General features: G+C 69.8%; 11 protein-coding genes. 5 read left to right on the top strand and 6 right to left on the bottom strand.

Annotated features, from left to right (window positions below):
• The first annotated feature begins 44 nt into the window (after nucleotides 1-44).
• From EOD42_RS13200 to EOD42_RS13220, 5 genes are read left to right on the top strand one after another with little or no spacing between them, the layout of a single operon-like run.
• Nucleotides 45-1,328: an ArgE/DapE family deacylase gene (locus tag EOD42_RS13200; protein ID WP_127788011.1), complete on the top strand. Its 1,284-nt coding sequence runs from the start codon at nucleotides 45-47 to the stop codon at nucleotides 1,326-1,328.
• Nucleotides 1,325-2,578, top strand: coding sequence for a Zn-dependent hydrolase (locus EOD42_RS13205; RefSeq protein WP_240655156.1), 1,254 nt, complete (start codon nucleotides 1,325-1,327; stop codon nucleotides 2,576-2,578). The genes EOD42_RS13200 and EOD42_RS13205 overlap by 4 nt, the downstream gene beginning before the upstream one ends.
• Nucleotides 2,578-3,822, top strand: a complete 1,245-nt coding sequence (locus EOD42_RS13210; protein ID WP_127788013.1) for a M20 family metallo-hydrolase — start codon at nucleotides 2,578-2,580, stop codon at nucleotides 3,820-3,822. The genes EOD42_RS13205 and EOD42_RS13210 overlap by 1 nt, the downstream gene beginning before the upstream one ends.
• Before the next feature lie 53 nt (nucleotides 3,823-3,875).
• A complete protein-coding gene (locus EOD42_RS13215) occupies nucleotides 3,876-4,430 on the top strand; it encodes a cytochrome P460 family protein (protein WP_164867919.1) in 555 nt (184 codons plus the stop codon).
• A 12-nt stretch (nucleotides 4,431-4,442) separates the two neighbouring features.
• Nucleotides 4,443-5,939, top strand: coding sequence for a M81 family metallopeptidase (locus EOD42_RS13220; protein WP_127788015.1), 1,497 nt, complete (start codon nucleotides 4,443-4,445; stop codon nucleotides 5,937-5,939).
• On the opposite strand, the gene EOD42_RS26605 is transcribed toward EOD42_RS13220, so the two are convergent.
• The 6 genes from EOD42_RS26605 to EOD42_RS13250 are packed head-to-tail and all read right to left on the bottom strand — an operon-like array spanning nucleotide 5,936 to nucleotide 12,843.
• Nucleotides 5,936-6,967: a 2Fe-2S iron-sulfur cluster-binding protein gene (locus tag EOD42_RS26605; protein ID WP_127788016.1), complete on the bottom strand. Its 1,032-nt coding sequence runs from the start codon at nucleotides 6,965-6,967 to the stop codon at nucleotides 5,936-5,938. The two genes, EOD42_RS13220 and EOD42_RS26605, sit on opposite strands and share 4 nt — an antisense overlap.
• Complete coding sequence (locus EOD42_RS13230; protein WP_127788017.1) at nucleotides 6,964-7,680, bottom strand: FAD binding domain-containing protein; 717 nt, start codon at nucleotides 7,678-7,680, stop codon at nucleotides 6,964-6,966. The genes EOD42_RS26605 and EOD42_RS13230 overlap by 4 nt, the downstream gene beginning before the upstream one ends.
• Nucleotides 7,677-9,992, bottom strand: a complete 2,316-nt coding sequence (locus EOD42_RS13235; protein WP_127788018.1) for a xanthine dehydrogenase family protein molybdopterin-binding subunit — start codon at nucleotides 9,990-9,992, stop codon at nucleotides 7,677-7,679. The genes EOD42_RS13230 and EOD42_RS13235 overlap by 4 nt, the downstream gene beginning before the upstream one ends.
• Nucleotides 9,992-11,263 carry an amidohydrolase/deacetylase family metallohydrolase gene (locus tag EOD42_RS13240; RefSeq protein ID WP_127788019.1) on the bottom strand — a complete coding sequence of 424 codons (1,272 nt, stop codon included), beginning with the start codon at nucleotides 11,261-11,263 and terminating at the stop codon, nucleotides 9,992-9,994. Before EOD42_RS13240 ends, EOD42_RS13235 begins: the two co-directional genes overlap by 1 nt.
• Before the next feature lie 15 nt (nucleotides 11,264-11,278).
• Nucleotides 11,279-12,082, bottom strand: coding sequence for an ABC transporter permease (locus tag EOD42_RS13245; protein ID WP_127788020.1), 804 nt, complete (start codon nucleotides 12,080-12,082; stop codon nucleotides 11,279-11,281).
• Complete coding sequence (locus EOD42_RS13250; protein ID WP_127788021.1) at nucleotides 12,079-12,843, bottom strand: ABC transporter ATP-binding protein; 765 nt, start codon at nucleotides 12,841-12,843, stop codon at nucleotides 12,079-12,081. The genes EOD42_RS13245 and EOD42_RS13250 overlap by 4 nt, the downstream gene beginning before the upstream one ends.
• Between the last annotated feature and the right edge of the window lie 5 nt (nucleotides 12,844-12,848).

A 12,848-nucleotide genomic window follows, 5' to 3' on the forward strand; every position in this document is an offset into this window, starting at 1 on the left:
GGAGGCTAGCACCCGTGGCGGCGGGCGCCATACTCCCGCTTGTCATGAGCGTTACGATCGACCCCGGCGCCAAGCGCGCCATCCTGGCCGCCTGCGACGAGTTGCAGTCCGCCACCCTGGACACCCTGTTCCGCCTGGTCCGCTGCCCCAGCACGCTGGGCAATGAGGCCTCGGCACTGGACGAGATGGCCCGGCAGTACCAGGCGCTGGGCCTGGTGCCTCGGCGCATCCCGACCGTGCCGACGGACGCCCCCATCTGGTCCCCGCCGCTGGTTCCCTATGAGGGGCGGGACAATGTGGTGGCCATCCATACCCCGCGCGAGAAGCGCGGGCGCTCCCTGGTGCTGCAGGGCCATGTGGACGTGGTGCCCGAGGGTGCCGCCGACATGTGGGAGACCCCGCCCTATCAGCCCGTGATCCGCGACGGGCGCGTCTATGGGCGCGGCGCGGGCGACATGAAGGCCGGCATCGCCAGCTATCTGACGGCCTTCGCCGCCCTGCAGCGCGCGGGCCTGCAACCCGCGGCCGAAGTGCAGCTGCAGGCGGTGATCGAGGAGGAATGCACCGGCAACGGCGCCGCCGCCTGCATGCTGGCCCTGCCGAAATGCGATGCCGTGATCATCCCCGAACCCGGCCCGGGCATGGAAACCATCATGACCACCGAGGTCGGCGTGGTCTGGGCCTGGGTGACGGTCAGCGGCAAGCCCGCCCATGTCAGCCAGAAGCATGACGGCGTGAACGCGATCGAGGCCGCGAACGTGATCGCCGATGCATTCCGTGACTACGAAAGCGAGCGCAACCGCGCCGAGAACATCCACCCGAGCTTCCACGGGGTGAACCACCCGGTGAACGTCAACCTCGGCACCATCGAGGGCGGGGAGTGGAACAGCTCCGTCGCCACGCGCTGCCGCATCGGGCTGCGGGTGGGCGTGATGATGGGCTACAGCGCGGCCCGCACCAAGGCGGACATCGAGCGACTGGTGGCCGTGGCCGCCGAGGACCCGCGCCTGAAGGGCTGCAAGGTGCGCGTGGACTTCCGCGGCTTCATGGCCGAGCCCTGCGTGTTCGACCAGGGCGCCGAGATCTTCAAGCTGTCTCAGCGCGCCTTCGCCGAGGCCACGGGCCGGGAGCTGCGCGAATACAAGTGCCGGGGCCTGACCGATGCCCGGCACTTCGTGCTGGAACAGGGTATCCCGGCCGCCGTGTTCGGCCCTGACGCCGTGGACATTCACGGCATCGATGAGAATGTCGGCGTGGAGAGCATCCATGGCGTGACCCGCGCCATTGCCCTCGCCATGGCCGAATGGTGTGGAGTGGAAAAGCTGTGAGCACGAGCAACCTTCCCCTGTCCGGCGCCCGCCTGTGGGACAGCCTGATGGAAATGGCGAAAATCGGCGGCACCGCGAAGGGCGGCAGCAATCGCCAGACCCTGACGGAGGTGGACAACCAGGGCCGCCACCTGCTGGCGCGCTGGGCGCAGCAGGCAGGCTGCACCCTGACGGTTGACCGCATCGGCAACATGATGCTGCGGCGCGAAGGCACCGACCCGAAGGCGAAGCCCATCGCCTTCGGCAGCCACCTGGACACCCAGCCCACCGGCGGCAAGTTCGACGGCGTGCTGGGCGTGCTGGCCGGGCTTGAGCTGATGCGTGCGGTGCATGAGGCCGGCATCCAGACCCGCGCCCCCCTGCTGCTGATCAACTGGACCAATGAGGAAGGCGCCCGCTTCGCGCCCCCCATGATGGGCAGCGGCGTGGCGATGGGCGTCTTCACCGAGGAGGAGATCCTGGCCAAGCAGGACCAGGAAGGCGCGGTCTTCGGCACGGAGCTGGAGGCCATCGGCTGGCGCGGCGAGGCGGACCCCACCATGCTGCGCGACTGCGCCGCCTATTTCGAACTGCACATCGAACAGGGCAAGATCCTGGAGGATGAGGGGCTGGAGCTGGGCGTGGTGGACCGCGCCCTGTGCCAGAACTGGCTGGAAGTGGTCGTCACCGGCGAAAACGCCCATGGCGGCAGCCCCATGGCGGGCCGCAAGGATGCGCTGATGGGCGCCGCCAAGCTGATCTCGGCGCTGGAGGAGATCGCGCTGACGACCCTGGCGCCCGATGGCGAACCCGGTCGCGCCACGGTGGGGCAGATGCGCATCCACCCATCCTCGCGCAACGTGGCGCCCGATGATGTGTGGTTCAGCGTCGACACCCGCCATTCCGACGCCCCGGCGCTGGACCTGATGGCGCAGAAGCTGCGCGACGCGGCGGCGGCCATCGGTGCGGAGCGCGGCCTGGGCTTCGAGGTGAAGGATTTCTGGTACAGCCCGCTCACGCCCTTCGACGCGAAGCTGGTGGCGCATTGCCAGGAATCGGCCAAGGCGCGCGGGCTGAAGTTCAAGACCATGCCGACCGGCATCGGGCATGACGCGGTGTACATGGCCCGCCATGTGCCGACCGTGATGATCTTCACGCCCTGCCACGGCGGCCTTTCCCACAACGAGGCCGAGAGCATCACCCCCGAATGGGCCGAGGCCGGGCTGAAGGTGCTGGCCGACGCGGTGCTGGCCACGGCGGAGGTCGTGTGATGAACCTGCCGCTCTCGCCTGACCGGTTGTGGGACAGGCTGATGGCGATGGCGCGGATCGGCGCCACGCCCGAGGGCGGCAACAACCGCCCTGCCCTGTCCGCGCTGGACGGGCAGGCGCGGCAGCTTCTGGCCGATTGGGGGCGTGAGATCGGGCTGACGCTCAGCGTCGATCGCCTCGGCAACATGGCCCTGCGGGCAGAGGGGCGCGACCCGTCCCGCCCGCCCGTGCTGATCGGCAGCCATCTGGACACCCAGCCCACCGGCGGCAAGTTCGACGGCCCCTATGGCGTGCTGGCGGGGCTGGAAATCCTCCATGCCCTGCATGAAAGCGGCATGCGGACCGAGGCCCCAATCATCCTGGTCAACTGGACCAGCGAGGAAGGCTGCCGGTTCAGCCCCTCCATGATCGGCGCGGCAGGGGCGATGGGCGTGCTGGAGGAAGCCACCGTGCTCGCGGCCCCTGCCATGGATGACGGCCAGCCCTATGGCGAGGCGCTCGGCGCCTGGGCCGGCCAGGCCGACCCCGCCCTGCTGCGCGACGCCGCCGCCTATTTCGAGGCCCATATCGAACAGGGCCCGGTGCTGGAGGCGGAGGGCTATGACCTCGGCATCGTCACGGGCGGCTTCGCGACCGAACGCGCCCTCGTGACCGTCACGGGCGAGACCAGCCACGCAGGCACCACGCCCATGGAGATGCGCCGCGACGGCGTGCTGGCCGCCTGCGAGATGATCTCGGCCGGCGAGGCGATCCTGCACCGCATCGCGCCCGAGGGGCGCATGACCGTCTGCCGCTTCATGGCGGACCCCGGGGCGGATGGCGTGGTGCCGGGCGGCGCGCGCTTCGCCTTCGAATACCGCCACCCGAGCAATGCGGTTCTGGCCCGCCTGCTGGCCGAGGCCGATGCCGCGATGGCCGCCATCGCCCGGCGCCGCCAGGTGGCGGTGCGGCGCGAGCCCTATTGGTCTTTCCCGGCGGTGGTGTTCGACGAGGCGCTGGCCGCCCGTCTGCGCGACGCGGCAGCCCGCCTGGGCGCGCGGCACCGGGATATCCTTTCGGGGGCGGGCCATGATGCCTATCACGCCGCGTCGCGCATGCCCGCGGTGATGCTGTTCATCCCCTGCCATGGCGGAGTGAGCCATCACCCCACCGAATCCATTTCCAGGGAATGGTCCGAGAAGGGTTTGCGCGTCCTGGCCGATGCCGTGATCGCCACGGCCAATGCGGGGCTGGCGCCGGGCTGACGAAAGGGCCCATGCTGGCCCGGCCGGAAACCCCGAGAGAGCCAGGAGCCATCATGCGCCCAGCCATCGTCCTCGCCCTGCTGATCGCGGGGGCGACCCCGGCCCCTGCCCAGGCACCGCCGCCCTACACGCCGGGGCCGCTCAACATCACCATGCCCGCCGACTGGGCCACGCGCTTCCTCAACTACAGCAGCATCGACAATGAGCAGCGCAAGATCGTCCGCCGATTCTACGTGAACCCTGAGGCGCTGGCGGCCGCGACCCCCGGCGCGCCGCTGCCCAGCGGTACCATGATCGTGATGGCCGACCACCGCGCGCGGCTGGACGCCCAGGGCAACCCGCTGCGCGACCTGCGCGGCCGCTTCATGTATGAGCCCACGCCTTTCCTGTTGTCCGTGCAGGAAAAACGCGACGGTTGGGGAGAGGGCTACCCGGCCGACATCCGCAACGGCAATTGGGAATATGCCCGCTTCAATCCTGATCTATCGCGCCAGGCGGGGATGGACACGGCGGGCTCTATGCGGCCCTGTTTCACCTGTCATCTGGGTGTCCGTCCGCAACAGGACTTCGCCTTCGATTTTTGGGACTACGTGAACCGTCCCCGCTGAACAGGAGTAAGCATGCGCGTCGCCATCGGTGGTTTCCAGCACGAGAGCCATTCCTTCGCCCCCCTGCCGACGCGCTATCGGGACTTTATCGAGACGGGCGGCTTCCCCAGCCTGCAGCACCCCGAGACGCTGCTGGACAATCTGCGCGGCAGCGCCATGCCCACGGCCGGCGCCATCGCGGCGGCCGAGGAAGCCGGCTGCGAGATCGCGCCGCTGGCCTGGGGCTTCGCCAACCCGGCGGGCCCCGTCACGCGTGAGGCCTTCGAGCGCATCACCGCGCTGATCGTGGCCGCCCTGTCACGCGCGCTGGATGCCGGGCCGCTGGACGGCGTGTTCCTGGAACTGCACGGCGCCATGGTCAGCGACGATTTCCCCGATGCCGAGGGCGAGATCCTGCGGCGCGTCCGCGCCGTGGTGGGGCCCGAGGTGCCGATCACGGCCAGCCTCGATCCGCATTGCAACATGACCGCGCTGATGACCGAGATGGCCGATGCGCTGGTGCCCTACCGCACCTATCCGCATGTGGACATGAAGTTCGCCGGCGCCCAGGCCATGCGCCTGCTGCTGCGTCGGGCCAAGGGCGAAGGCCCCTGGAAGAAGGCGCATCGCGTCGTCGACTTCCTGCTGCCCATCACCAGCCAGTGCACCATGGTCGAGCCCATGCAGGGCGTGATGGACACCCGCGCCGCCATCGAGGCCGAATACGGCGTGGCGGAACTCGCCTATTGCTTCGGCTTCCCCTATGCGGATTTCCCCGGCTGCGGCCAGGCCATCTCGGCCTTCGGCGAGCGCGCGCAGGAAGCGGCCGATGCGTTCCTGGCCGCCGTCAACGCAAAGGAGAGCGCCTTCCAGGGCGGCGTGCTGCCGGCCGAGGAGGCGGTGGCGGAAGCGATCCGCATCTCCTCCAACGCCGCGAGGCCCGTGGTGCTGGCCGATACCCAGGACAATCCGGGCGGCGGCGGCCATGGTGACACCACCGGCCTGCTGGCGGAGCTGATCCGCCAGGATGCCCAGGGTGCCGCGCTGGCCATCTTCAACGATGCGCGTTCCGCCGCCGCCTGCCACGCGGCCGGCGAGGGGGCGACGCTGCGCCTGACCCTGGGTGGGGCCAGCGGCGAGGCAACGCTGGAGGTGACGGCCACCGTCGAGAAGCTGACGGACGGGAAATACACCCTCTCCGGCCCCATGGGCGGCGGCAACCGCGCCAATCTGGGGCCGAGCGCCCGCATCCGCGTGGCGCCCGGCGTTCAGGTGGTGCTGACCTCCCTGAAGATGCAGGCGCATGACCAGGAGGCGTTCCGCAGCGTGGGCATCGAACCCGCCGAGATGAAGATCGTGGCGGTGAAGAGCAGCGTGCATTTCCGCGCGCATTTCCAGCCGATCGCCGAGAAGGTGATCGTGGCCGTGGCCCCCGGCCCGGTGGTGGCGGACCCCGCCACCCTGCCCTTCACCAACCTGCGGCCGGACCTGCGCCTGCGGCCCGGCGACAACCGGACCTTCGGCGGCTAACGCCGGGTCAGCCAGGCCCGGATCAGGGCCCAGATCGAGAGGCGCTTCGCCGGCGCCTCTCCACGCGCGCTGCGCTCCAGGTTGCGGGCGAACTGGTCCGCCAGCCCCGCCACCAGCCCGCGCAGCAGCGCCGGGCGCGAGAATTGCGCCAGCGGCCCGGTCAGCCGCCAGGACAGCACGACATCCAGCACCGATCCCTGCGCAGCCGGTGAGAGGCTGAACTCGACCATGCCCTCGGCCGCATTGGCGCCGTCCCGGCCACGGCCGCGCACGCTGCCGGCATGCTCGCCACAGGCCCACTCGCCCTGCCCCGCGAAGCTCGCGGAGATCGGCCCCAGGCTCGCGGTGAAGCGGCCTTCCAGCAGCGCGCCCTCATGCCGCGTCAGCACCGCGCCCGGCAGGCAGGCCGCGACCTTGGCGGGGTCCGACAGGATGGCCCAGGCGGCCGGCAACGGAACAGAAAGGGTTTCCCGGTGCTCGATGCGGTTGGGCAGTTCCACCGCGGGTGCCGGCGCCTGGGCGGGGGCGGCCACTTTCGGCGCCTCACGCCGGGGTGCGGCAGCCGGTGCGGCCGGGCGGTTCGCCGCGACCTCGGCGATCGCGCGGACGATGCCGCGATAGCCGGTGCAGCGGCAGAGGTTGCCGGCCAGTTCCTCGCGGATGCGGGCCTCATCCACCGCGCCCAGGCGCAGCACGATGTCGCGCGCCGTCACCATCATCCCCGGCGTGCAATAGCCGCATTGCAGGGCGTGATGGCGACTGAAGGCCGCGCGCAGGGCCTCGGCCACCGGGTCGTCGTCCAGCCCCTCGATGGTGGTCACGGGCTTGCCCGCCGCCTCATGCGCATAGAGCAGGCAGGAACGCGCGGGCTTGCCGTCCACCAGCACGGTGCAGGCCCCGCACACCCCCTGCTCGCAGCCGATATGGGTGCCGGTCAGGCCGCAGCCGTCGCGCAGCGCGTCGGCCAGATGGGTGCGCGCGGGGGTGTCGAGGCGGCGTTCCTCGCCGTTTACGGTCAGCGCGATCATGCGTCCCTCATGGCGACGGCGCGCGTCACGGCCACGGCCGCGAGCGGGGGTATGCCCTCTATGGCGTGCAGCAGGGCGGGCGGTGCCTCGATCGCGCCCGCCACCATCACGCCCGGCAGCGCGATGCCGAGTGCCGAGGCGAACTCGCCCACCTTGCGGTTGATCTTGGCGTAGCCCCAGCGTGAGCCGGGGGGCAGGCGTGGGATCTCCACGGCCAGCAGCATCTCGCCGGGCGCAAGCGCCGTGACGAAGGGCGCGCGCATCCAGTCGCGCGCCGCGATGCGGCGTTCGCCGCCCGGCCCGGCCGCGATCATCGTCGCGCCGAGGGCGACCATGCAGCTCGGCCAATCCGCCGCCGGGTCGGCGTGGCACAGGCTGCCGCCGATGGTTCCGCGGTTGCGCACGGCGCGATAGGCGATGCCGCGCGCGACATGGGCCATGAAGCCGCAGGTCACGTCGGGCACCGCGCCGTCCTCGATCTCGGCATGGGTGACGGCCGCACCAAGGCGCAGCCCGGCCGCCGTCTCCGTCACCTCCCGCATGCCCGGCAGCGCCTTCACGTCCACCAGCACGCGCGGGCGCACCAGGCGCAGGTTCATGGTGGGCGCCAGCGACTGCCCGCCCGCGAGCGGCTTCGCGCCCTGGGCCGAAAGCGCAGACAATGCCGCGCCCAGCGTTTCCACCGGCGCGTAGTCAAAGGAGGCGGGCTTCATGCCAGTGCCGCCAGGATGCGCTCGGGCGTGGCGGGAATATCCGTCACTTCCCGGCCCAGATGCGCGATGGCGTCGTTGATGGCATTCACGATGGCGGCCGGGGGGCCGATCGCCCCGCTCTCGCCGATGCCCTTCTGGCCGAAGCGGCTGATCGGGCTCGGGGTTTCCATGTGCAGGATCTCGATGTCGGGCACCTCGCCCGCGCCGGGCAGCAGGTAATCCACGAAGGTGGAGGCCAAGGGCTGCCCCGCCGCGTCATAGGGCATTTCCTCATACAGGGCGGTGCCGATGCCCTGGGCGGTGCCGCCCAGCACCTGGCCGTCGGCGACCAGCGGGTTCAGCAGCACGCCGCCATCCTCGACGATCAGGTAGCGCAGCAGCTTCACTTGGCCGGTCGCGGCATCCAGCTCGGCCTCAACCGCGTGGGCGGCGTAGCTGAAGGTGCCGGTGTCGCGCTCGGTCTTGTGGCCGTGCGTGACTTCGAGGCTCATGGTCTGCATCGCGGGCGGCAATTGCTGGGGGGCGCGGTGAAACACCCGCGCGATCTCCGCGACCGTGACGGAAGCACCACCCGCGTGGATCGCGCCGTCGCGGTATTCCACCGCCTCGGCCTGCAGCAGATGCGCGCCGATGGCCAGCACCCTCTCGCGCAGCAGCGCGCAGGCATCGCCCACCGCACCGCCGGCCATCACCGCGCTGCGGCTGCCCCAGGTGCCGGTGGAATACGGCGTCATGGCGGTGTCGCCATGCACGATCTGGATGCGCGACAGCGGGATGCCCAGCATCTCATGCGCGACCTGGGCGAGGGTGGTTTCCATGCCCTGCCCGTGGTTCTGCACACCCACACGGATCTCGAGCCCGCCATCGGGGGTCAGGCGCGCCTGGGCTGCCTCGGCACCAGGGACGAAGGGAATGCCCCAGCCGTGATAGACGGATGTGCCGTGCGCGCCCTGTTCGCAGAACACCGCGAAGCCGAGCCCGATCAGCCTTCCCTCGGCACGGGCAGCCGCCTGCCGTGCCGGGAAGCCCGCAGCGTCGATGGCCTCGGCGGCGCGGCGCATCGCCTCGGGGTAATCACCACTATCAAAAATCTTCTTGGTGATGTTGACGTAGGGCATCGCCTCTGGCCCGGGCAGGTTGCGCAGGCGCAGTTCCACCGGGGAAATGCCGGCCTTGCGCGCCACTGCGTCGAGCGTGGTTTCCAGCGCGTAGCACACCCCCGTCCGCGCCACGCCGCGATAGGGCAGGATCGGCGGCTTGTTGGTCGCGACACTCCAGGTTCTGCAGCGGAAGCGCGGCACGATGTAGGGGCCAGGCAGGATGGAGCCGATCTGCGCGGCCTCCAGGCAGGCGCTGAACGGGTAGGCCGAATAGGCGCCGCTATCGACATGCGCCTCGCAATCAATGGCGAGGATGCGCCCATCATGGTCGGCATGGACCGCGATATCATAGTGATGCTCACGGCAATTGGCCTGGCCGGAGAGCGCCTCGCGCCGGTCCTCGATCCAGCGCAGGGCCACCCCGCCAAGCCGCTGGGCGAGCCAGCCCATCGCCACTTCTTCCTGCAGCAGGATGCCCTTGTAGCCGAAGCCGCCGCCCACATCGGGGGCGATGATGCGCACCGATGCTTCGGGCAGGCCGAGGCATTCCGCCAAGCCGGTCTTGGTCACATGCACCATCTGGCTGGAGGTGTGCATCTCCAGCTGGTTCAGCCGTTCATCCCAGCGTACCACCACCCCGCGCCCTTCCATGGGCGCCATGTGCTGGCGCGCGGTGCGCAGGCTGCGGCGCACCACGATGGGGGCCTGCACGTCGCTGATGTCGTCATCCACCAGCGCCTGCAGCACGACGTTGTCGGGCCAGCCGTCGAAGATGGGCGGCCCCGCGCGATGGGCCAGCATGTCGGTGGCCGCGGGCAGTTCCTCGATGTCGAGCTCGATCAGCTCCGCGATATCCTCGGCCTCGGCACGGGATGCCGCCATCACCATCGCGATGGGTTCCCCCACCTGCCGCACCCGCCCATGCGCCAGGGGGTATTGGTCGGACTTGCGGAAGCCCGGCAGGGCGGAAGGCGCGCGGATCGGCTGCACGCCCGTCAGGTCATCCCAGGTGAAGACCTGGGCTTCATACCCTCGGGGCTTGGTGACGGAGCGGATCAGCCCATGTGCGACCGGGCTGCGCAGGAAGGCGACCTCGCGCATGCCGGGATAGGCGATGTCGCCCACATAGCGTCCGCGCCCGCGCAGGAAGCGCCCGTCCTCCTTGCGCAGAACCGGCGCGCCGACGCCTTCGGCCAAGCCCTTGGGCTGCATCAGGCCGCGACGGTCTGCGGCAGGATCGGCGCGTCGGCGTCGTAGCGCACGCCTTCGCGCAGGCAGAAATCGGGGGTCAGCATGCGGTCGGTCAGGACCACCGTGCCCTCATTGTCCTGCAGCTTGAACCGGCCGCGCGCGTCATCCAGCACCGACACATCGGCGATCGCGCCGATGCGCAGCGTGCCGATGCCTTCATCCTGCATGCGCAGCATGGCGGCGGGGCCGGTGGTGACCATGCGCACCACCTGGTCCATCGACACGCCGAGTGCCAGCATCTCGCTCATTGCCAGCGTCAGCGAGAAGCGGGCCTTGCCGGCGAAGGGGTGATCCTCCTCCGGGTCCGAATGCTGGTCGGGCGTGCCCGGGGCCGGCATGCGGGTGTTGTAGCCGTGCATGTCCGCCCCCAGCGTGTCCGGCATGATGCCGGCATCCAGGCTGATGCGCGCCATGTTGAAGCTGAAATGGCTGCCGTGGCCGACATCCACCTTCAGCCCGCGGTCGAGCGCGGCCTGGACGATGGCGTGCACCTTGCCGGTGCGCTTGTCCACGAAGCCGCCCGGGTGGCGGGTGAAGGGGTGGGCGAGGATGTCGCCCTCCCGCAGCAGCGGCACCACCTGGGGCAGGATCTCGTCCGGGTCCACGCCGTTGTTGCCGCCGGTGGGCGTCGGCCACAGCTGGCCGAAATGGCAATAGACCGGCAGGTCGGCCTCGCGCCCGATCTGGGCGGCCTTCTTCAGCACCTCAAGGCCGTAGCGCGCGATGCCGCCGAGTTCGGCATGGGCCTTCACGCCGCGCACGAGGCCCGGATGGGCGTGCGCCATCTTGATGGTGGCGTCCACGTCCACGTTCTCGGGGCCATACAGGGTCGGGTAGTAGTGGCCCTCAAGCCCGCCCACCACATAGGCGCTGATGAAGCTGAACACGCGGGACTTGGCGGGCTTGGCGATGAACTCGCGGAAGCCCGGCAGCGTCATGCAGGACGCCCCGCCCTGGTCGATCAGGCTGGTCACGCCCGACTGCACGCCCGCCATGTCCGCCGGCAGGCCGAAGCGGCCCGAGACATAGGTATAGATGTGGGCGTGGGTGTCGATCATGCCGGGCAGCACCAGCTTGCCCTTCACATCCGTCACCTGGGCGGCGGCGCTGGGGATGATCTCGGCCTCGATGGCCGCGATCCTGCCGTCCTTGATCGCCACGTCGCGGATGCCGTCGATGCCCGAGGCCGGGCAGATCACATGGCCGCCCTTGAGGAGGAGGTCGTATTGCATGGCGTTATTCCTTGATTAGTGGCCGTAGCGTTTCAGGATCAGCCGTTCGGCGCCGGCGACGATGCCGTAGAGCACGAGGCCCACGACGCACAGCATGGCGATGGCCGCGAGAATGAGCGGGGTTTCCGCCTGGCTGGAGGCGAACAGCACGAGGTAGCCGAGCCCCGCCTGGGCAGTGATGAACTCACCCACGATCACGCCGATGATCGCGAAGGTGACGGCCACCTTCAGCCCCGAGAAGATGTGCGGCAGCGCGTAGGGGAAGCGCACGGACAGGAACACCTGCCAGCTTTTCGCCGTCAGCGCCTTGCACAGCCGCAGCATGTCGGGCGGCGTGGAGTTCAGCCCCGTCAGCGTCGAGATGACGACCGGGAAGAAGGCGATGAACACCGAGAAAGCGAGGCGAGAGGATGACCCGATCCCCAGCCACACGATGAACAGCGGCGCCAGCGCGATCTTGGGGATCAACTGGAAGAACACGACGTTCGGGTACAGCGCCACATAGGCCCAGCGCGAATAGACCAGCACCACCGACAGCACGATCCCGAAGGCCGCCGCGATCAGGAAGCCCACCGTCGCCTCGATCGCCGTGGGCAGGGAATGCTGCAGCAGGAACGGCCAGGCGGAGACGATGCGCGCGCCGATCACGCTCGGCGGCGGCAGGATGACCTCGGGCACCTGATACCAGCGCACTAGGCCTTCCCACAGGCCGAGCACGACGGCGGCGAATGCCACCGGCAGAAGGATCTGCGACACCCAATGGCCGGCCAGCGACAGGCGCGGCTGGTTGGGGGTGGCAGGAAGGGCCATGTCGCTCATGCGGCCGCCTTGATGCTGTGTTCGATCATGCCGCGCAGCTGGGCCACGATCGCGTTGAATTCGGGGGTGTCCTGGATGCTCTCGTCGCGCGGGCGGGCGAAGGGGATGGCGACGTCGGCCACCACCACGGCCGGGCGGCGCGTCATCACCAGCACCCGGTCAGACAGCAGCACCGCCTCGCGGATCGAGTGGGTGATGAACACGCCCGTCTTGCGATGCCGCGCCCAGAGATCGAGCAGCACCAGCGCCATCTCATCGCGGGTAATCGCGTCGAGGGCGGAAAACGGCTCATCCATCAGCATGATCGAGGGTTCATGGATCAGCGACCGGCAGAGCGCGACGCGCTGGCGCATGCCGCCCGACAGCTCGCGCGGGCGCTTGTCCATGAAATCCCCGAGGCCGACCGAGCGCAGCAGTTCCTCGGCACGCGCGACGTATTTCTCGCGTTCGAGGCGCATCATCTTGATCGGGAACAGCACGTTGTCGCGCGCGGACAGCCAGGGCAGCAGCGTGGCATCCTGGAACACCAGCCCCGCGTCGCGGCGCGGGCCCGTCAGCGGCTCACCCGCGACCTCGATCGTGCCGGCGGAGGCATGTTCCAGCCCCGCCAGCATCATCAGCAGCGTGGATTTCCCGCAGCCCGACGGCCCGAGGATGGAGACGAACTCCCCCTCCTTGATGTCGAAGGACACGCCGGCCACCGCCTCCACCGGCCCGGCCGGCGAGGCATAGGTCTTGCGAACTCCACGCAGGCTGATCATCGGGT

It is taken from the genome of Rhodovarius crocodyli (assembly GCF_004005855.1).
Classification (GTDB): Bacteria; Pseudomonadota; Alphaproteobacteria; order Acetobacterales; family Acetobacteraceae; genus Rhodovarius; species Rhodovarius crocodyli.

Bases quoted from the DNA above. Each gene is read 5' to 3' on its own strand.
- EOD42_RS13215 (WP_164867919.1), top strand. From the start codon at position 3,876: ATGCGCCCAGCCATCGTCCTCGCCCTGCTGATCGCGGGGGCGACCCCG.
- EOD42_RS26605 (WP_127788016.1), bottom strand. From the start codon at position 6,967: ATGATCGCGCTGACCGTAAACGGCGAGGAACGCCGCCTCGACACCCCC.
- EOD42_RS13240 (WP_127788019.1), bottom strand. From the start codon at position 11,263: ATGCAATACGACCTCCTCCTCAAGGGCGGCCATGTGATCTGCCCGGCC.
- EOD42_RS13210 (WP_127788013.1), top strand. From the start codon at position 2,578: ATGAACCTGCCGCTCTCGCCTGACCGGTTGTGGGACAGGCTGATGGCG.
- EOD42_RS13200 (WP_127788011.1), top strand. From the start codon at position 45: ATGAGCGTTACGATCGACCCCGGCGCCAAGCGCGCCATCCTGGCCGCC.
- EOD42_RS13235 (WP_127788018.1), bottom strand. From the start codon at position 9,992: ATGCAGCCCAAGGGCTTGGCCGAAGGCGTCGGCGCGCCGGTTCTGCGC.
- EOD42_RS13220 (WP_127788015.1), top strand. From the start codon at position 4,443: ATGCGCGTCGCCATCGGTGGTTTCCAGCACGAGAGCCATTCCTTCGCC.
- EOD42_RS13230 (WP_127788017.1), bottom strand. From the start codon at position 7,680: ATGAAGCCCGCCTCCTTTGACTACGCGCCGGTGGAAACGCTGGGCGCG.
- EOD42_RS13250 (WP_127788021.1), bottom strand. From the start codon at position 12,843: ATGATCAGCCTGCGTGGAGTTCGCAAGACCTATGCCTCGCCGGCCGGG.
- EOD42_RS13245 (WP_127788020.1), bottom strand. From the start codon at position 12,082: ATGAGCGACATGGCCCTTCCTGCCACCCCCAACCAGCCGCGCCTGTCG.